This is a genomic window from Flexistipes sp., from assembly GCF_036172515.1.
Taxonomy (GTDB): Bacteria; Chrysiogenota; Deferribacteres; order Deferribacterales; family Flexistipitaceae; genus Flexistipes.
In genome coordinates this window covers 1-17,761 of sequence record NZ_JAXKVW010000027.1, presented here as the reverse complement: position 1 = coordinate 17,761, position 17,761 = coordinate 1, and the positions used below count along the sequence as shown (strand labels likewise).

The window sequence follows — 17,761 nt, the reverse complement described above, 5'->3', positions numbered from 1 at the left end:
GAATTTGTCAACAGATTCAGAATGGAGAGACCTCCGCTGCCCGCAATGTCTTTGTCAACCGATACTTCGGTTTTAACATCTGTTGGTAACGATTACGATTTTGATCAAATATTTGAAAAGCAGTTGATGGCTCTTTGCAAACCGGAGGATCTTGCATGGGGTATTTCAACCAGCGGAAATTCCCCGAATGTTCTTAAAGGGCTCAGGTTTTGTGCCAAGGAAGAAATTTCAACACTCGGTTTTGCCGGACGTGACGGAGGTAAAATGAACGGTTTATGTGATTTTATGCTTACCATCCCTTCTGATAATACTGCTAGGATTCAGGAGGTTCATATCATAGCTGCCCATGTCATTTGTGCTCTTGTGGATGAGATACTTTTTGGCAGATTTAATCCGGATATAGTGGGGTAAATTTTGGCAAAAATTTTCAAAGACTGGCATAAACTAAAGAAAGAATTATCAGACATCAGAAAAGGGAAAGAGGTTGTTTTGACAAACGGCTGTTTTGATATAGTACATCTCGGACATTTAAGATATCTCCAGCATTCCGCTGAAGCCGGCGATTATCTTGTTGTTGCTTTGAACTCAGACGATTCTGTGAAAAAACTGAAAGGTGATACAAGGCCCATTAATAAACTTGATGAAAGAATGGAGTTTATTTCATATATAAAAGGGGTGGATTTTGTCACCTGTTTCAGCGTTGATACTCCCTACGATTTGATTAAATTTATAAGACCGGATGTATTGGTTAAAGGCGGAGATTGGCCCATTGAATCGATTGTGGGAGTGGACATTGTTACTGCTGACGGCGGCAGAGTGGAATCTCTGAAATTTGAAGAGGGGTATTCCACAACCTCGATTATAGAAAAAATAGTGAAGATATACTGTTAACATGAAAGGTTATACTCATTTATGGGGTGCATCCAAGCTCCATTTTTTAAAAGAAAATCTGGTTGATGATAATTCGCTGAATATAATAATTGTTGACGATCCGGCTGCCTATGAAAAGATTGTCAATGAAGCGAACTTCTTTTTACCACATCTTAATCCTGTCTCATTGCCACCTTATTTTCAGGAGCCTTTTGAATTGGCAAGGGTTTTGCCGGAAATTTTTACCAAACGCGCAAATGCCCTTAATGCGGTTTTAAATAATGAGACTTCTCTTGTTATTACAACATTGTATGGTCTGTTAAAAAAACTTCCGCCAAAAGACGTATTTCTTTCTTCCATTTTAGATATTGAAATAGGCACGGAAATTACAAGAGAAGAATTTATATATTACCTGGACATTTTAGGATTTGTTAATGTTGAAATTGTTGACGGTATCGGTGAGTATGCTTTCAGAGGAGATATCTTCGACCTGCTGCCGCCGGGGTATGATCTGCCGGTGAGGATTGAATTTTTTGATGACGATGTTGAGCAGATTTACCTTTATAAACCTGATACCCAACGAAAAGTTGAAAACCTGGAAAAGATAAAACTAATGCCTGCAACAGAAGGTATTTTTGAAACGGAAGAATTTAAAAGAGCACTAAAAGGACGGCGGGAACTTGAGGAGGCCGAACTTTTCGGTAAGTTTGCAGGCTTTCACTGGTTTGCACCTCTTGTTTATGACAAGATGGACAGCTTTTTCGATTATACCCGGCAGGATGTTAAGCTTTATTTTCTATCGGAAAGCGGGAAGAGTTATATAAGTGTTTTTTACGACTGGATTTCGGAAAAGTCTGAATCCCGGGAAGAAGAACTTGTTTTATCCAATTTTGTCTCCAAAAATGTTTTAAATGATATTGATGAGAACTCTTTTGTTCATCTTGTAGAGCTTGATACTTCTGAAGATCTTACAAGACCGGATTATGGAAGCCCAAGGCTTAAACTGGGTGTTTCCAAAAATGTTTACGAATCGCTGGATAAGTTTATACATACGTTGAAAAGTCTGTTAAATGAAAAGTATATCGTTATTGCTGCAATTGGGAGCAGCAAATTTTACAGTCTGCTAAAACAGTTCTGTGAAGACTACAGTGTAGGCATAACGGAAATTTCACATTTAGATGAGGCGGAAATACCTTCTTTTTATGTTTACAGAGATACAGTAAGCGGTGGTTTTACAGACCAGAAGACACGAACAGCACTTTTTTCAGATGAGGATATCTTCGGTTTTTCCAAAAAAAGGAAAAAAAGCAGAAACAAAGAGGTTTTTAAAACTTCACTTTCCGATCTTTCTGCAGGCGATTATATCGTGCATGTGGATTACGGTATCGGAATTTTTAAAGGGCTTGTTCACAAATCTATAGGAGGCATTGAATCCGATTTTCTGGAACTTGAGTATGATAAAGGTGAAATATTATATGTTCCGCTGGAATCTATTAACCTTATCCAAAAATATGTGGGCTCAGGTGAATCATCTCCCCGTATAAGCAGTCTTCAAAGCTCAAAATGGAGTAAGTTAAAGAACCAGGCTAAGAAAAGTGCTAAAAAGCTGGCAATGGATTTGTTGAAGCTTTATGCTGAAAGAAAAGCCTTAAACGGTTTTTCCTTTCAAAATGACGGCTTTTTGGTCAGGGAGCTTGAAAACAGTTTCTTATTTGAGGAAACGGAGGACCAGCTTTCAGCTATACTGGATGTTTACAGAGACATGGAAGCTGATTATCCTATGGAGCGTTTGGTTTGCGGTGATGTTGGTTTTGGAAAAACGGAAGTAGCGGTCAGGGCTGCCGGTAAGGCTGTTGCCGCCGGTAAACAAGTGGCTGTTCTGGCTCCGACAACAGTTCTGACAAGGCAGCATTTTGAATCTTTCAGGCAGAGATTCAACGATCTCCCCGTTAAGATTGATTATATAAGCAGGTTGAAGACCCCAAAAGAAATTAAAAAGACATTAAAAAAGGTTGCAGATGGTGAGGTGGACATACTGATAGGAACACACCGCCTTCTTTCCACAGATGTTCATTTTAACGATTTGGGACTTCTTGTTATAGACGAGGAGCAGCGGTTCGGTGTGGCTCATAAAGAGAAAATCAGCGATATGAGAAGTAATATCGATGTTTTGACACTAACAGCCACGCCTATTCCGAGAACACTTCAGCTCTCCATTTCGGGGATAAGAGATATCAGTGTTATAGAAACTCCGCCGGCTGACAGACTGCCGATTATTACAAAAATAGTAAGGCAGGATGGGAATATCGGAAAATTAATAGAAAATGAAATGAAAAGGGGCGGGCAGGTTTATTTTCTCCATAACAATGTTAAGGATATTGTCAATACGGCTTCCTGGGTGCAATCGATGGCACCGTATGCCCGGGTGGATATTGCCCACGGTCAGATGAGCTCCATCCAGCTGGAAAAAGCCCTGATAAAGTTTTATGAAGGGGAAACTGACGTGCTTGTATGTACTACCATTATAGAAAACGGAGTTGACATAGCTAATGCCAATACAATTATTGTTAATTCTGCTGGTAATTTCGGGCTTGCACAGCTTTATCAGCTGAAGGGCAGGGTTGGAAGGTCAGACAAAAGGGCTTACTGTTATCTCGTGGTGGATAATCTTGAAGCGTTGAATCAGATTGCAAAAAAACGGCTGCAGATTATACAGCAGCTGTCTGATCTAGGGAGCGGTTTTAAAATTGCCTCCTACGATTTGCAGCTGAGAGGTGCCGGAGATCTGCTTGGTGCTGAACAGTCCGGATTTGTGACAAATATAGGATATGAATTATACCTTCAGATGGTTCACGATGCAGTAAAGGAACTTCAGGGTAAAGGCGGAATTAAAAATGAAGTGGAGATACAATCGAATGTTTCATACTATATTCCGGCTGAATATGTTCCCAATCCGGAAACAAGAATGAATTATTATAACAGAATATCTGGAATAGCTGAGAAAGATGATGTTGATAATTATATGGAGGAGTTCCAAACGATTTACGGTGATATTCCGGAACCGGTAAAAAACCTTTTGAAAATCTTTTATATAAAGAACCTGGCTTCGGGATGCGGAGTAATTAAATTAACCATATTCAGCAGTAAAATGAAAATCTCTTTCGACAAAAATGTAACCCTTGATCCGGCTATTATTCTAAATTTAATCAGTGAACTGCAGCTGAAAGCAAATTTCAGTTCTGAGTATGAAATCAGCATTGTGAGCAAAGAGAACGATATCCTTGAAACTTCCATTGCTTTTTTTGAAAGTCTGGCGGAGATATTTTCACTTGAGAAATCATATGCATAATAGTATTGATTGATGGTGGGGTTGGTGAATGTTTAAAGTAATTGTATTGTGTTTTTTTCTTATAATTGGATGCGGACAGCAGAAAGAAAATGTTACAGATGATTCCAAGAAAACACCTGCAGAGGAGAAATCTCAGGTTACTCAAAAAAAGCAGCCCGTACTCAAAATTAACAACAATGCTTATTATGTTGAAGATATAATAAACTACGCTTACTATACTCTCTCTGAAATGAATGAGGAAAATAAAAACAACCCGGAAGTTAAAAAAGAGATTATTGAAAATTTTATTGATCATAAGCTTCTTTTGAAAAAGGCGGAAAACAGTGGTATAACTGTGGACGATGCTAAAGTTAAAAGGGTCTTGGATAACTTTAAATCCGCTTTCGGTAAAGAAAATCTCAGTACATATACCAATAAACCTGTTCTTGATATCAGAAGACTGAGTAATGTTATAAAGGAGCAGCTGATAATACAAAAATTTTTAGCTGAGAAGCTTAAAAATATTAAACTGGAAGAAAAAGATTTGAAAAATTATTACGATGAATTTGTAAAAAGATATAAAGGTGTGACTTTATACCATATATACCATCTGGTAGCTGATAATGCCGAGAGTGCCGGAAAAGCCAGACAGCTTATGAGGCAAAGGCATGCATTCAGCGATGTGGTAAAGAAATTTTCTGTGGGCACTCTGAAGGAGGAGGGCGGTGATATGGGTTATGTCGATATAAGCAATTACCCCGCGCCATTCCAGCAGGTCAAAGAAATGCGGATAGGCAGTGTAAGCAGTGTGATAAAATCTGATTACGGCTATCATATTTTTAAACTGGTGGATATAAAAAGAAATATCCGACCTGATTTTAAAGAAATCAAAAGTAAACTTTACTCGGAATTGTTTATCAAAAAACAAGATGAGTTATTGGATAATTTAACGAAGGAGTTACGGTCAAATGCGAAAATTACTATTAGTGACAATGTTAGCTTTGTTCTTAGTCCAAAACCCCCTGAACGCTCAGATAATTGATAAGATACTGGCGGTTGTCGGCGACGAAGTGATTACCAAGTATGAGGTGGAATCATTTAACCCGGAAAGGGTTAAGCAGATTTATTCTATTGAAAATGAAGAAAAGAAGGATAAAATACTTCAGGAGTACTATGATAATGTACTCGATTTTCTTGTGAAACAGTACAAGATTGAAATTGCAGCAAAAAGAGAAGGGGTGGAAGTTACAGAGGCAGAAACCAACGCCGCTTTACAGGATGTTTTAACCAAAAATAATGTCAGTATGATGCAGCTGAAATCGGCACTTAAAGAGCGGGGGCTAACTCTTGCCAAATATAAGTGGCAGATTAAAATGGATATATTGAAATCCAGAATAATGAGCAGGATTATTGCTCCAATGGTTGTTGTTACTAACGAAGATATAAGGGATTATATAGATGAGCACCCTGAAATGGATTTGTCAGACAAGTATGAACTGAGAATGATTGAAGTTAAAAACAAAGATGAATTTAAAAAGATGAAAGATTATTTGGAAAGTCATTCCTTTTCGGATACGGCGATTAAGTTTTCAAAAGCTGCTTCTGCAAAATCCGGGGGATATATCGGTTTTGTAAGTCCGGATCAGATTGCTGAAGTTATTCAGAAGAAACTGGAAAATGCAAAAGCCGGAGATGTTTTCCGCGTCAATAATGATAACAGTATTCAGTTATTTAAGGTGGAGTCGTTTTCCAGTAAATATGATGTTGATAATAAGACAAGAGAGGAGATCGTTTCAAAAATAAGGGAAAAAAAGCTGCAAAACGTTTATGAAAACTGGCTTGAAGAGCACAGTGAAACGATATATGTCAAATACAAGTATTGATTTATAATTGTTGATTTTTAGTAAGCAGGTAATATTTTGTTTAGGAAATAAATAGCAAAAACCGGAGGTAAAACATACTATACGGCTACACTGAAAATCTGAAGGCGAAGTTTTTAAAGCGATTTGAGAGACTGGATAAGAGAAAAAGTAAATCAACAGCGATCATTTCCAATGATCTTATAAAAAACATTACTTCCCTTTCTTATGAGACAGGTCAACAGATCGGTCTGTTGATCGACAGGAACAATACCATTCAATATGTACTTGTTGGCACAAATAAAGAAGTTCTTATACCAAAACTGCACAGATTTGCGCTTGTGCCTGGTAAATTGCGCGGCTTAAGGCTGGTACACACACATTTATACAATGAAGAACTGACAGATGATGATTTTACCGATCTTGTTCTTTTACGGCTCGACTCCGTATCTGCTGTTACTATGGATGAAAACGGTAATCCCCTTCAAATGCATTCAGCACACATTATGCCGCCGGATGCTGATAAACCCTATGAGGTTTTTACCGATAAAGACCCCTACGACCAGAAGCTGGATTATTCAAGTTTTATTAAATCCCTGGAAGAAGAGGTTGAAAGTAAAACAAAGCAGCTCCATGAAACAAAATTATATGAAAGTGCAATACTCATAGGTGTCTATAGTAATAAATATGAAGCCGGAGAATCCATGGCAGAATTGAGAGAACTCGCTGCCAGTGCAAAAATTGAGGTCATGGATACCTTCTATCAGATTAAAAACAAGCCTAATCCAAAATATATTGTGGGTTCCGGTAAGTTAAAGGAGATTGTCATCAAAGCTCTTTCCAGCGGTGTGGATTATCTGATTTTCGATAATCAGCTTTCACCGGCTCAATCAAAGGCCGTTGCAAATTTTACTGAGCTCAAAGTGATAGACAGAACGCAGCTGATTCTGGATATTTTTGCCGCACGTGCAAAGTCAAATGAAGGTAAGCTGAGGGTTGAGCTTGCCCAGTTGAAACATATTCTTCCGAAACTCAGCGCAAGGGACGATTCCCTTTCCAGACTCACAGGGGGGATAGGTGGCAGAGGCCCCGGTGAAACAAAACTTGAAGTGGATCGTCGTAGAATTAACGATAGAATAGCTTTTTTAAACAAGAAACTGAAAAATATAGAAAAAAACAGAAATGTTCAAAAAGGTAAAAGGCTGAAAAATAATTTACCCATTGTGTCGATTATTGGATATACAAATGCCGGGAAATCCACTCTGCTCAATGCTCTTACCAAGTGTGACACATATTCGGACAATCTTATGTTTGCGACACTTGACACCAGCTCCAAACGTATCAGGTTTCCAAGAGAACGGGATGTTATTATAACCGATACGGTGGGTTTTATAAGAGATCTGCCCTCCGGTCTCAAAGGGGCATTTAAATCAACACTGGAGGAGTTGGATGATTCCGATCTGCTGCTGGAAGTTGTGGATGCCTCAAGTTATCATTATAAGCAGCATATTCAGTCTGTGTTGGAAATTTTAAATGAGCTAGGTTTAAATGAGAAAAGAAAAATACTTGTTTTCAACAAAATTGATAAACTGAGCGAAGATGAAATTTTTGAGATTGAGAGGGAATATACTGAAGCCGTTCTTGTTTCAGCAATAAAGAAAACCAGTCTTGACCCGCTTCTGAAAAAAATACAGTCCGTATTGTTTCAGGAAGGAAAAGAAGTGCTTTTCAGCGGCCAGCATTAGTCATTTAAATGTTTTTCCATGAAAAGGACTATCCTGTCTTTTCTGATATAATAATCAAAATCTCCGTTAGCAGTATTTTCAACCATGTCTGTATAGCCGGTGCTTAATGCGGTTTTTAAACCTGGGCGGTTCAGCTTGATGAAACGATTTAATTCTGTTCCTTTGCCGTCAGGAAGGGAGTAATCGATTACCACCAGATCAAAGTTGTTTTCATTGATTAAACTTATTGCTTCTTTAATATTTTCGGCACATTCGAACTGGAATTTGTACTTCCTGGAAAGTATGGAAAATATATTTTTAAAATGTTTTTCATCATCCACAAGAAGGATTTTCATTACTTTACACCGTATGAATTTTAGTATAAAACTATCTTAGTGATATAATGACGGAGGATCAAGTGTTTAATAGGTTATTTAATATTTTGTTAATTACTGCTTTTTTGATACCCAATTTACTGTTTGCGGCGAGTCTTGATAACCTTATCAACAGGTTTGAAAATATTAATACGATGCATGCTCAATTTACCCAGAAAACAGAGATAAAAGGCTTTGGTGAGGATATTTACGAAGGAGAAATTTATCTTATTAATAACGAGAAAGTTTTGTGGGATTATAACAAACCTTATGAGCAATATTATCTGTTTACCAGAGACACGATGGAATACTATGACAGTTCCACAGATCAGCTTATCAGACAGAAGGTTACATCAAGCAGCGGAAACAACATTGTTTTCCAGCTGTTGGTGGATATAAGTAAAGTTAAGGATTCCTTCAGTATAGAAAAAATAGCTGAAGATAAATTCAGGTTAACTCCAAAATCAGATATGGGGTTAAAATACCTTACGATGACTTTTGGTGAAAAGTACCTGGAAAAAATATACAGCGTGGATAAAAAGGGTAATCACACGGAAGTTACATTTGAAAATGTACGCCTGAATGTGGATATACCGGCAGGCGTCTTTGATAAAGAAGTACCTATGGGTACGGAGATTTTCAACTACTGATATGTGCCGTATAATCTCAGTCGGCAACATCAGCTTGGGGGGCACCGGAAAAACCCCGTTTGTTATCTATTTGTGCACGGAACTTCTTAACAGGGGATTTCGTGTCTGTGTATTATCGAGAGGGCATAAGGGGAAAATCGGATTAGGAACAAATATTATTTACGACGGAAGGAAATTTCTTGTTGATAAAGAACTATGTGCTGATGAACCCTTCCTTATAGCTCAAAGGCTTCAGAATGTACCTGTTATTACAGGTAAAGACAGGGTGAAGAGTCTTAAGCTTGCCGTGGAGCGTTTCTCCCCCGATTTTGTTGTTCTGGATGATGCTTTTCAGCACAGAAAAATTCACAGAGATATTGATATTGTACTTTTGGACCATTCAAACCCTGTTTCCACGGGTCTTGTTTTTCCTTTCGGGTATCTCAGGGAGATGCCACGAAATCTTCAGAGGGCGGATATTATTGTATTTACAAGGGCAAAAGATTATAATATTCCCGATAAGGTGAAAAGGTATATTAAGTCAAAGCCTGTTTTTTTCTCCCATATGTTAATTGACGATTTTTATTTTAAAGGTGAAAAGTTTCCCTTAGATGTTGTGCAGAATTACAAGTTTTATGCATTCTCCGGGATTGCTACCAATAAAAATTTTTTCAACATGCTTGCTGGGAAAAATATCCCGATTATTTCATCCAGATCTTTCTCGGATCATCATAGTTATAAGCGGAAGGATTTTACATGGCTTACGGACAGGTTGAAAAAATCCGGAGCAGACTATCTAATAACAACTGAAAAGGATTATGTGAAGTTATCAGATGAGTTAAAAAATAAGACTTTTTATACAGCTGTATCTATGCGCCTGGATAATGATTTGGCTTTCTGGAACAGTATATTTGAAAAATGTGAAAAACCAGAAAAGGCTTAACCTTCTCTGGCTTTTTTATACTATTTTTCTAAAGAAAACTCCATTGTATCAAACCAAAAGCCGTCCTGATGCATAAAATCCAACTCGGCTTCAATGATCTGATAGTGCTTTTCTTCAACGCCTGCAAGTTTGGTAAAGAATTCCTTAACCTCTTTGCTGTAGTCCTTTTGAGCTTCTGCCTTATAGAAATCAATAGCCTTCTTTTCATGGGACAGGGCTATTTTCAGTGCTTCCTCATCTCCGATTTCCCCTTTTTCAACAGGCTGAAGACTTACATCTTTCTGATCCGGCATAAAGTTGGAAAGTCTCCCCTTTGGTACCTCTACTTTTTCTACAGTTGTCCCTTCTGACAAAGAGGAAATCATTCTTTCTATCAGCTCCAGATGGTCAACCTCATCTGATGCCAGCTGAACAAACATGTTCTTGCCGGAGATAACTTTTGTCTCCTTGGCAAATTTGAGATAACTTCTTAATCCTTCTTTTTCTGCTTCATAACCCAATTTTAAAGCTTCCAGTAACTTCTTGTTCGGCATATCCTGCAACCTCCTTAATTTAATATGTAATACAAATTATATAGATTTGTTATTTTTAAACAACCTGAAAATATTTTAAAATATAATATTTTCAAATCAAATACCTCTCATTGATTAATTTATGAGGTTTTCCCAGTTTTCAGTGCTCAGGAAGCTTTCTGTAACTTCAGTATCCATCTTTTTGAAAAGGTCATAAGTCATGCTGAAACTCATAATATTGTCACCAAAGCTGTTTTTGGCAGCATTTCTGGCTGTGATATCTATTAAGCCTATAACACCTTTGGGATTCTCGGTGTTTAACTGCTGATAGGTTAAAATTCCCGCAGATTGGCAGCCGGCACCGAACGGAGCTTCCACATTGTTTATCCCTTTTCTGAAATAGTTGCATAAAACTATCAGAGCTGAAAGCTGGTTAGCGTTACAGAATATTGTTATGCTTACAGGCTTCTCATCTTCTTCTGTTTTACTGAGAGGTTTGAATATTGTATATTTAGCCGGAATATCCATGAAACCCAGCTCATCGATGAAATCTTCAACTATTTCAGGGTCTTTTGCATAGCGTTCCCCGTGGAGGAATTCATGTATAAAATGTTCAGGTGCTTTCCCTTTCATCTGCTCTGCCACTGCTTCACCTTTTGGATATCCTTTGTTACCGTTTGACAGAAATCTTGCAAAACAGTCCGTACCGCCGGGAAAATTTTCATATTGATTTCCGAAGCCCAATCCGACACCTCCACCCGGGCAGCCGAAAGTTTCAGAGTCCACAACAGCAGTTTTTCCTTTAGCGGCTGCAGTCATAAGGGAGATAATGCACCCCCGCTTTCCTTTCTGGAACTGGATTTTTTCTTCAGGGGCTTCGTCTTTCCAGATTGTTGCAACCGGTTCAGTCTTCAGGTTCAGGTATTCACTCATATTGCATTTCATGATTACCTCCCAATTTTACGGATAATTAGTTTATATTGTACATGATTTGTAGAAAAATAAAAAGTTTTTTGCAAAAATTAATATGACAATTAATAAAATATACGTTATGATTTAAGAATATTTATTTTTTGTAAATCAGGTGGAACATGTCCTCGATTTTTATTTTACTGCTTATTATAGGTATAATTGCCGGCTTTGTTATGCACCGCAGTGACTTTTGTGTAGCAAGCATGCTCAGGGATATTTTTATGTTCAACCGTTTTGATACGGTTTTTTCTCTCTTCTTTCTTCTTTTAATGAGCGCAGCGTTGTATCTGCTTCTGTTCTTTACCGGTTTAATAGATATATCACACCCATGGGCAGGTGTTGTGAGTGGCAGACAGTTTATAGGCGGTGTTATCTTCGGCGCAGGAATGGTGCTGGCCGGCGGGTGCGTTATTGGAACACTGTATAAGATAGGTTCCGGCAATGTGTCCAGCTTTTTCGCATTTATAGGTATTCTTTGCGGTTCCTTTGTTTATGCTGTTATATATCCGGAGATTTCAAATATTGCTGGCAGACTTGACATCACATCAAATTTTGTAAGCTTATACAGTCTTATAGATATTTCGATGTTTTACTTTTTAATATTTTATCTTTTGGTTTTTGCAGTGTTATTTTTCCTTTTAAAAAATAAAAACAGACTGTTTTTGAAGTCTCATGTAACCCGGTATTTACAACCGTTTTATGCTTCTGTAATATTATCCTTCTGTCTTACGGGTGTATTTCTTATAACCAAAATGCCTTTGGGCATTACTTCTACATACACAAAATTCAGTGCTTTTATTGCTCATTTGATTTCAAATGACTACTATGAAAGTATCTCCTATTTTCGCAATACAGTTCTGGACTATCACAACTCTTTTACAGATACTGATATTTCAGGCAAACTCGGATACCGTTTTGATGGTATATACCTTATACAGCTTCCGGTAATTATCGGGATACTTGCGGGTTCGTTTTTCTCAGCAATTAATCTAAGAGAGTTTAGCATAAATTTTAATATCCCTTTAAAGCAGTTTTTTATTGCTGTAACGGGGGGTTTTTTGATGGGTTTTTCCTCCAGGCTGGCAGGAGGGTGTAATGTGTGGTATCTTTTTGGTCAGCTTCCACTGCTGGATCTGGGTGCATATTTATTTTTGGGCGGGCTTCTGCCCGGAGTCTGGATAGGGAGTAAATTTCTTGAAAAATTGATTGTGGGGTGAGTGATGGATCACGGAAATGAAATTTTTGATTTGAGGGGGCAGATATGCCCCTCAACACTCTTAACTGCTTTAAAAAAAGTGAATGAAAAAAAAGCACAGTTAAAAGACGGGTTAATTCTGGAATTTAAAGTTGATAACAGAGATGCTATCAACACGATTCCGGAGTCGGCAACGAGAATGGGTTACAGATTTGATGTTGAAAAATCACATGGTTTTTATAAGATTAAAATATATAAATAAATTTGATTTTATATTTTGAATTGTAAGGAAAATTGATGGAAAACGGTGCCGTCTCTGATAAGGAGAAACTTTATAATTATCTTAAGGAAAAAATAAACCATCTTCTGAAAGTATTGGGGACGAAACCACTCAATCCTGACGAGCTTGATTTAGAGTCCATTTTATCCATTGATCCTATAGGAATAATAGCCGAGTCTTTTGATCAGATTCTTGAACATCTGAACGAAACAAATGAAGAGCTTATCACCGCGAAAGAAGAGATTTCTGCAATTTTTAACAGTGTTGGGATGGGTATACTGGTTATAGATAAATCATGCACAATACATTCCTTTAATCACAGGCTATGTGAAATGCTGGAAACAGATGAAAAAGAAATTTATAATTTAAATTTTGCAGAAATTTTTCCATCTGAAATTCAGGAAAATTATTACAATGATTTCTTTCATAAAGAGAGTTTTAAAGAATTTCACAACATACCTATTAAAAATAAATATTTTGATTTAAATATTGTACCTCTGAAAAGACAGCAGGGAGCAGTGAATTCTTATATAATAAGCTTTAATGATGTTACGGATAAAATCCATTCGGAATTAATGTTTCAGCAGATTTATGATAATGCCAATGATATGATTATAGGCCTGGATACAGAAGGGGTTGTTAGAAATTTGAATAATGCGGCAAGAGCCATTTTAGGCTGCTCAGATGAGGAACTAATCGGCAAAAAATTCAGCAGCATTTTGGCAGGAAATTATAGCGGGATACTTCCCTTTGAGCTTATGGAAATTATCTCAGACTCCCGTGTCAAAAATGCCGAAATGAAACTGATTGATAAACAGGGCAATGAAATATATGTGGACGGATCTTTTTTCCGGGGAAAGCTGAATTCTTCACAAACCGGAGTACTCGGTATACTGAGGGATATTACGGATAAAAAAAAGGTTGAGGAAGAGCTGGAGAGAGAGCGTGAAATTCTTTCCGTAACTTTGAGGAGTATTAATGACGGAGTGATTACCGTAAATGAATATTGTCAGGTTATAATGATCAACAAAACGGCAGAGGAGATGCTTGCCGTCAGTTCTTCTGAAGCTGAAAATGTTGCCTTGGAAAAAATTCTCAATTTTTCTGAAGTTAATCAACTTCCCTTATGCAGGATAGGACCCAAAAGATATTTTACTTCCCGGGAATATGACTCCAACAGCCGTTTTTGTCTTACCCTGAAAAACAAAAAAGGCACCGACTATAAAGTGGATGTGTTTATAACTCCTCTTATTGACAGAAGCAGCAGTATTATCGGCGGGGTTGTGGTTCTTAAAGATATTACGGATTATCTGCGTATTCAGGAAGAGCTGCTGAACAGTTCGAAAATGGAAGCCTTGTCTATAATGGCCAGAGGTATTGCTCATGATTATAACAATATATTAACGGCTATAATGAGTAATGTCTCGCTGGCTAAGCTGAAGGCCGAGTCTGAGAGTGTGGAGAAAGTTCTAAAGAACGCGGAAAATGCAGTTGTTAATGCAAAAAATCTTACAATGCAATTATCCACTTTTGCCAAAGAAGGGGTCTTGGCAAAAGAAATTGTTTCGCTGAAGGAGTTTCTGAAGAGTGTTTGTGATTTTACACTCAGCGGAAGCAGTTGCTACTATAATGTTCACTGCACGGAAAATGTGAGTTATGTCGAAGTTGACAAATCCAAACTTTCACAAGTTATAAACAATCTTCTTGTAAATGCGATACAGGCAATGCCCGGCGGCGGCAAAATCGGAATTGACTGCAGGAATATTGATATAGGCGAAGATACTGCTCTACCGCTGCAAAGGGGGCGTTATGTGAAAATATCGGTCACGGATGAAGGTAAAGGTATCCCAGAAAGCCAGCAGCATAAAATATTCGATCCTTTCTTCACAACAAAGGAGGAGGGAACCGGTCTCGGTCTGGCAACCTCTTATTCAATTATTAAAAAACATGGCGGTCATATAGCTGTTGATTCAAAGGTGGGTGAGGGTACTGCATTTCATATTTATCTGCCTGCGGAGAAAGACGGTATAGACTACAAAAAAGAAAAAGCGTCTCATCATATTCAGAAGCATCATAAAAAAGTACTCCTTATGGATGATAATGAGAGTGTTCTGGAATCCACATCAGAATTGTTGACGGAGCTCGGTGCAGATGTCGATGCTGTCAGAAGCGGGGAAAAAGCTGTTGAGAAGTTTGCTGAGGCTTTCAGAAAAGGGGAAGCTTATGACTTGTCCATACTGGACATTACAATGCCGGGAGGTTTCGGCGGTAAAAAGGTTTTTAAAGAGATAACCAAAATTGATCCGGAAGCAAAATGTGTTATTTCCAGCGGATTTACCTCAGATGAGCTTATAAAAAACTACAAAAAATACGGATTTTACTCCTGTCTCCACAAACCTTATGATTTGCGGGAATTAAACATGCTGTTGATGAATGTATAGATAAAAGAATCTTTATTTTTTAAATGAACGATAAATTTTTATGAACTAATTCTTCTTTAAAAAACTCTTGATTTCAATGTGATTTATAATTATACATACCCCACACGAATAATGGAGTTTTAGCCTTATTTTAAGGCTTTCTCTACATTTGAAGGATATTAAGGAGGAAAGAGAATGAAAAGAATTTTATTAGGGCTGTTTCTTCTTACGGCGTTTTTTGTCGTGGCGTGTTCGCAGAACACCTCATCAGAAACGGCGGAAGAGAGTGTGAAGGAGGAAAACACTCAGACAGTAAGTGCGAGCGAAAATGCGAACACCCAGCATAATACCGGCGGTGAAGGAATGGGTGAGCAAATTAATAATCCGCATTCCGGAATGAGCAGCACTGATGGGAAGGATAGAAAAATTATTGTTCCTGAAGAGGTTAAGGCTAAGTTTAAAAGTGTTATTGTAGAAATAAGTGATAACAGTTCAGGTTCGCCAAAGTTTATAGAAAGGGAGATAATGATTGGACAAAAAGCCGAAATTTCAGGCACTCCCCTGACAGTTGAAGTCGAGCACTATCTGCCGGATTTTGTTATGGATCAGAGCGGCGTAATGACTTCAAGAACTGCTGAAGAAAATATGCCGGCAGCAAAAATCAAGGTTTATAATAAACAGGGACTTATATTTGACGGCTGGCTTTTTAAGAATTTTCCCGGAATACATTCATTCCAGCATCCGGTATATGATATTAAATTGAAGGGTTCAGTTACTAAGTAATTGATTACTATAAATAAAAAAGGGGCTTTTTAAGCCCCTTTTTTTTATATTCCGATAAGTTCTTTTGCTTTTTGCTGGGATTTGGTAAGTATTTCTTTATGGAGGCTTCCGCCTTTTGAATCCATTGTTACAACACAGGGGAAATCTTTAACTTCTATTACCCAGAATGCCTCTGGAGTTCCGAATTCCTCAAGCTTAAAAACATCTTTTACATTAATTACCTTTTCAGCAATGAGAGATCCTGCACCGCCCACGGCATGAAGATAAACAGCACCGCATTTTTTCAGTCCTTCGGCTGTCTTTTCTCCCATGCCACCTTTACCTATCACAGCCCTTACGTTGTATTCGCAGATTACGTCGGCCTGATACGGTTCTTCTCTTGCACTGGTGGTAGGTCCTGCCGCTATAAAAGACCACTGGCCGTTTTCATTCCTTACCACCGGCCCGCAATGATAGATAACGGACTCTTCAAGATATTTTCTTATGAAGTCGGGTTTTTCCTCCACCATCAGTTTATGTGCGGCATCTCTGGCAGTTACAATTGTACCTGTAAGTGATACTTCATCACCCACATTAAGTTCTCTGATTTTCTCTTCCGAAATAGGGGTTGTGAGATTAATCATATTTCACCTCGCCGTTCTTGATTATCATTTGCTTTCTTCGGTATGCCCAGCACATGTATGAAATGGCCACATAGAATGTTGCCGGATGTCTGTGCTGATAATCTATATGAGTGCCTAAAACGGTTGTTTTACCTCCAAAGCCCATAGGGCCTATGCCGAGTTTGTTGAGATCTGTATGTAGTTCCTCTTCAAGCTTTGCGATTTCAGGATTTTCGTGGCGCTGGTTAAGTTTTCTGAAAAATTGTTCTTTTGACAATGCATAGGAGGTCACCCTGTCTCCGCCGATGCCCACACCGATAATGCCGGGTGCACATCCAAGTCCCTGTGCTTTTGTAACGGCATCTATAACGACCTTTCTTACTCCCTTCAGGTCCCTGCCTGCTTTAAGTCCTGAATCAGGTAGTTTGTACTGGGTTCCGACATTTTCGCTGCCGCCTCCTTTGAGCATCAGTCTGATTCTCACTTCATCTTTATCCCATTGATGAAAGTGTATGTAGGGAGCATTTTTACCGATATTGTTTCCGCTGTTTTTGTTTGTGACAGGGTCAACGGCATTGGGTCTTAAATATTGCAACTCTGTTGCCTGGCTTGCAGCATTTTCAATTGCTTCACGGTATTTTTGTTCGCTGTCTCCAACCGGAAAATCGATGTAAAATATCAAAGCTCCGGTATCCTGGCAGATGGGCGTTGATTTTTGCCTGGCAAGCTGAATATCTTCCAAAATGGTGCCGAAGACATTTCTTGCAGGTGTACCTTCATCTTCCGTTTCGTAAGCTTTTTTGATTGCATCCTCCACATCCGGTGACAAGTCTGTAGACGCTTTTCTTATTAACTTTAATATTGATTCCTGGAGATTCATAAGCACCTCTCTTTAATCTGGTATTCGTCAAAAGCATGTAAATTGCCTTTAAAATTAATTTTGCTATATAATTATATATATGTCAACTGCATATTGTATACAATTAACAAGTGTTTTATTTTTGAGCACATTTTGTTATCTTATAAATACCATGATGCGGAATACATGATACGTGATGTGTAATGCGTAATTAGTGTGCGATGTGTTTAGAGTTCAGTGTTGAATACCCGCCCAACAAATTAAGGTTTCCCTGTTTACCAACTTCTCTATGGACATGCTACAGTTTAGTAGACAGTAAGTTAAGCCAATGCTATAAAAAAAGCAGAGGTGCGAAATGAAGAAACGAAGAGTTTACAGTGAATCTTTTAAGCGAGAAGCTGTAGAATTATC

17 protein-coding genes are annotated in these 17,761 nt (G+C 38.1%); 12 read left to right on the top strand and 5 right to left on the bottom strand.

The features are described from left to right. The 6 genes from UMU13_RS11575 to hflX form a co-directional block, all read left to right on the top strand. On the top strand, window positions 1-411 hold a 411-nt coding region (locus UMU13_RS11575), incomplete at its 5' end, for an SIS domain-containing protein (protein WP_328219273.1). A 3-nt stretch (window positions 412-414) separates the two neighbouring features. Then, complete coding sequence (rfaE2, locus tag UMU13_RS11570) at window positions 415-891, top strand: D-glycero-beta-D-manno-heptose 1-phosphate adenylyltransferase (protein ID WP_328219271.1); 477 nt, start codon at window positions 415-417, stop codon at window positions 889-891. 1 nt (window position 892) lies between these two features. Further along, window positions 893-4,219 carry a transcription-repair coupling factor gene (mfd, locus tag UMU13_RS11565; RefSeq protein WP_328219269.1) on the top strand — a complete coding sequence of 1,109 codons (3,327 nt, stop codon included), beginning with the start codon at window positions 893-895 and terminating at the stop codon, window positions 4,217-4,219. 28 nt (window positions 4,220-4,247) lie between these two features. Continuing rightward, window positions 4,248-5,240, top strand: a complete 993-nt coding sequence (locus tag UMU13_RS11560; protein ID WP_328219267.1) for a peptidylprolyl isomerase — start codon at window positions 4,248-4,250, stop codon at window positions 5,238-5,240. Beyond that, window positions 5,191-6,081, top strand: a complete 891-nt coding sequence (locus tag UMU13_RS11555; protein WP_328219266.1) for a peptidylprolyl isomerase — start codon at window positions 5,191-5,193, stop codon at window positions 6,079-6,081. Before UMU13_RS11560 ends, UMU13_RS11555 begins: the two co-directional genes overlap by 50 nt. Before the next feature lie 230 nt (window positions 6,082-6,311). Beyond that, the gene (gene hflX / locus UMU13_RS11550) at window positions 6,312-7,802 is read left to right on the top strand and encodes a GTPase HflX (protein WP_328219265.1); all 1,491 of its coding nucleotides are present in this window, start codon (window positions 6,312-6,314) and stop codon (window positions 7,800-7,802) included. Here the strand turns inward: hflX and UMU13_RS11545 are convergent. Then, window positions 7,799-8,137 carry a response regulator gene (locus tag UMU13_RS11545; protein ID WP_328219263.1) on the bottom strand — a complete coding sequence of 113 codons (339 nt, stop codon included), beginning with the start codon at window positions 8,135-8,137 and terminating at the stop codon, window positions 7,799-7,801. The two genes, hflX and UMU13_RS11545, sit on opposite strands and share 4 nt — an antisense overlap. 62 nt (window positions 8,138-8,199) lie before the next feature. Here UMU13_RS11545 and UMU13_RS11540 point away from each other — a divergent pair, with 62 nt between their 5' ends. Both UMU13_RS11540 and lpxK read left to right on the top strand, forming a co-directional pair. Then, window positions 8,200-8,805, top strand: coding sequence for a LolA family protein (locus UMU13_RS11540; protein ID WP_328219262.1), 606 nt, complete (start codon window positions 8,200-8,202; stop codon window positions 8,803-8,805). Further along, window positions 8,738-9,727, top strand: coding sequence for a tetraacyldisaccharide 4'-kinase (gene lpxK, locus UMU13_RS11535; protein ID WP_328219260.1), 990 nt, complete (start codon window positions 8,738-8,740; stop codon window positions 9,725-9,727). The genes UMU13_RS11540 and lpxK overlap by 68 nt, the downstream gene beginning before the upstream one ends. 20 nt (window positions 9,728-9,747) lie before the next feature. Here lpxK and UMU13_RS11530 read toward each other — a convergent pair whose 3' ends face one another. Both UMU13_RS11530 and UMU13_RS11525 read right to left on the bottom strand, forming a co-directional pair. Beyond that, complete coding sequence (locus UMU13_RS11530) at window positions 9,748-10,260, bottom strand: ferritin family protein (protein ID WP_273264772.1); 513 nt, start codon at window positions 10,258-10,260, stop codon at window positions 9,748-9,750. Between the two features lie 114 nt (window positions 10,261-10,374). Continuing rightward, window positions 10,375-11,184, bottom strand: coding sequence for a DUF169 domain-containing protein (locus tag UMU13_RS11525; RefSeq protein ID WP_328219259.1), 810 nt, complete (start codon window positions 11,182-11,184; stop codon window positions 10,375-10,377). A 146-nt stretch (window positions 11,185-11,330) separates the two neighbouring features. On the opposite strand from UMU13_RS11525, the gene UMU13_RS11520 reads away from it, so the two are divergent. From UMU13_RS11520 to UMU13_RS11505, 4 genes are all read left to right on the top strand, one after another. After that, window positions 11,331-12,428: a YeeE/YedE family protein gene (locus UMU13_RS11520; protein WP_328219258.1), complete on the top strand. Its 1,098-nt coding sequence runs from the start codon at window positions 11,331-11,333 to the stop codon at window positions 12,426-12,428. A gap of 3 nt (window positions 12,429-12,431) precedes the next feature. Further along, window positions 12,432-12,668, top strand: a complete 237-nt coding sequence (locus tag UMU13_RS11515) for a sulfurtransferase TusA family protein (protein WP_328219257.1) — start codon at window positions 12,432-12,434, stop codon at window positions 12,666-12,668. A gap of 35 nt (window positions 12,669-12,703) precedes the next feature. After that, the gene (locus UMU13_RS11510; protein ID WP_328219256.1) at window positions 12,704-15,127 is read left to right on the top strand and encodes a PAS domain-containing hybrid sensor histidine kinase/response regulator; all 2,424 of its coding nucleotides are present in this window, start codon (window positions 12,704-12,706) and stop codon (window positions 15,125-15,127) included. Window positions 15,128-15,301: 174 nt separating this feature from the next. Further along, window positions 15,302-15,889: a DUF2155 domain-containing protein gene (locus UMU13_RS11505; RefSeq protein WP_328219254.1), complete on the top strand. Its 588-nt coding sequence runs from the start codon at window positions 15,302-15,304 to the stop codon at window positions 15,887-15,889. A 44-nt stretch (window positions 15,890-15,933) separates the two neighbouring features. Here UMU13_RS11505 and UMU13_RS11500 read toward each other — a convergent pair whose 3' ends face one another. Further along, window positions 15,934-16,512, bottom strand: coding sequence for a FumA C-terminus/TtdB family hydratase beta subunit (locus UMU13_RS11500; RefSeq protein WP_328219252.1), 579 nt, complete (start codon window positions 16,510-16,512; stop codon window positions 15,934-15,936). After that, window positions 16,505-17,371, bottom strand: a complete 867-nt coding sequence (locus UMU13_RS11495) for a fumarate hydratase (protein WP_328219250.1) — start codon at window positions 17,369-17,371, stop codon at window positions 16,505-16,507. The genes UMU13_RS11500 and UMU13_RS11495 overlap by 8 nt, the downstream gene beginning before the upstream one ends. Window positions 17,372-17,761: the final 390 nt, after the last annotated feature.

Excerpts from the sequence above, each read along its gene's own strand:
- UMU13_RS11505 (WP_328219254.1), top strand. The coding sequence starts at position 15,302 with ATGAAAAGAATTTTATTAGGGCTGTTTCTTCTTACGGCGTTTTTTGTC.
- UMU13_RS11530 (WP_273264772.1), bottom strand. The coding sequence starts at position 10,260 with ATGCCGAACAAGAAGTTACTGGAAGCTTTAAAATTGGGTTATGAAGCA.
- UMU13_RS11515 (WP_328219257.1), top strand. The coding sequence starts at position 12,432 with ATGGATCACGGAAATGAAATTTTTGATTTGAGGGGGCAGATATGCCCC.
- UMU13_RS11520 (WP_328219258.1), top strand. The coding sequence starts at position 11,331 with ATGTCCTCGATTTTTATTTTACTGCTTATTATAGGTATAATTGCCGGC.
- UMU13_RS11525 (WP_328219259.1), bottom strand. The coding sequence starts at position 11,184 with ATGAAATGCAATATGAGTGAATACCTGAACCTGAAGACTGAACCGGTT.
- mfd (WP_328219269.1), top strand. The coding sequence starts at position 893 with ATGAAAGGTTATACTCATTTATGGGGTGCATCCAAGCTCCATTTTTTA.
- UMU13_RS11555 (WP_328219266.1), top strand. The coding sequence starts at position 5,191 with ATGTTAGCTTTGTTCTTAGTCCAAAACCCCCTGAACGCTCAGATAATT.
- UMU13_RS11495 (WP_328219250.1), bottom strand. The coding sequence starts at position 17,371 with ATGAATCTCCAGGAATCAATATTAAAGTTAATAAGAAAAGCGTCTACA.
- UMU13_RS11560 (WP_328219267.1), top strand. The coding sequence starts at position 4,248 with ATGTTTAAAGTAATTGTATTGTGTTTTTTTCTTATAATTGGATGCGGA.
- UMU13_RS11545 (WP_328219263.1), bottom strand. The coding sequence starts at position 8,137 with ATGAAAATCCTTCTTGTGGATGATGAAAAACATTTTAAAAATATATTT.
- lpxK (WP_328219260.1), top strand. The coding sequence starts at position 8,738 with ATGTGGATATACCGGCAGGCGTCTTTGATAAAGAAGTACCTATGGGTA.
- UMU13_RS11510 (WP_328219256.1), top strand. The coding sequence starts at position 12,704 with ATGGAAAACGGTGCCGTCTCTGATAAGGAGAAACTTTATAATTATCTT.
- UMU13_RS11500 (WP_328219252.1), bottom strand. The coding sequence starts at position 16,512 with ATGATTAATCTCACAACCCCTATTTCGGAAGAGAAAATCAGAGAACTT.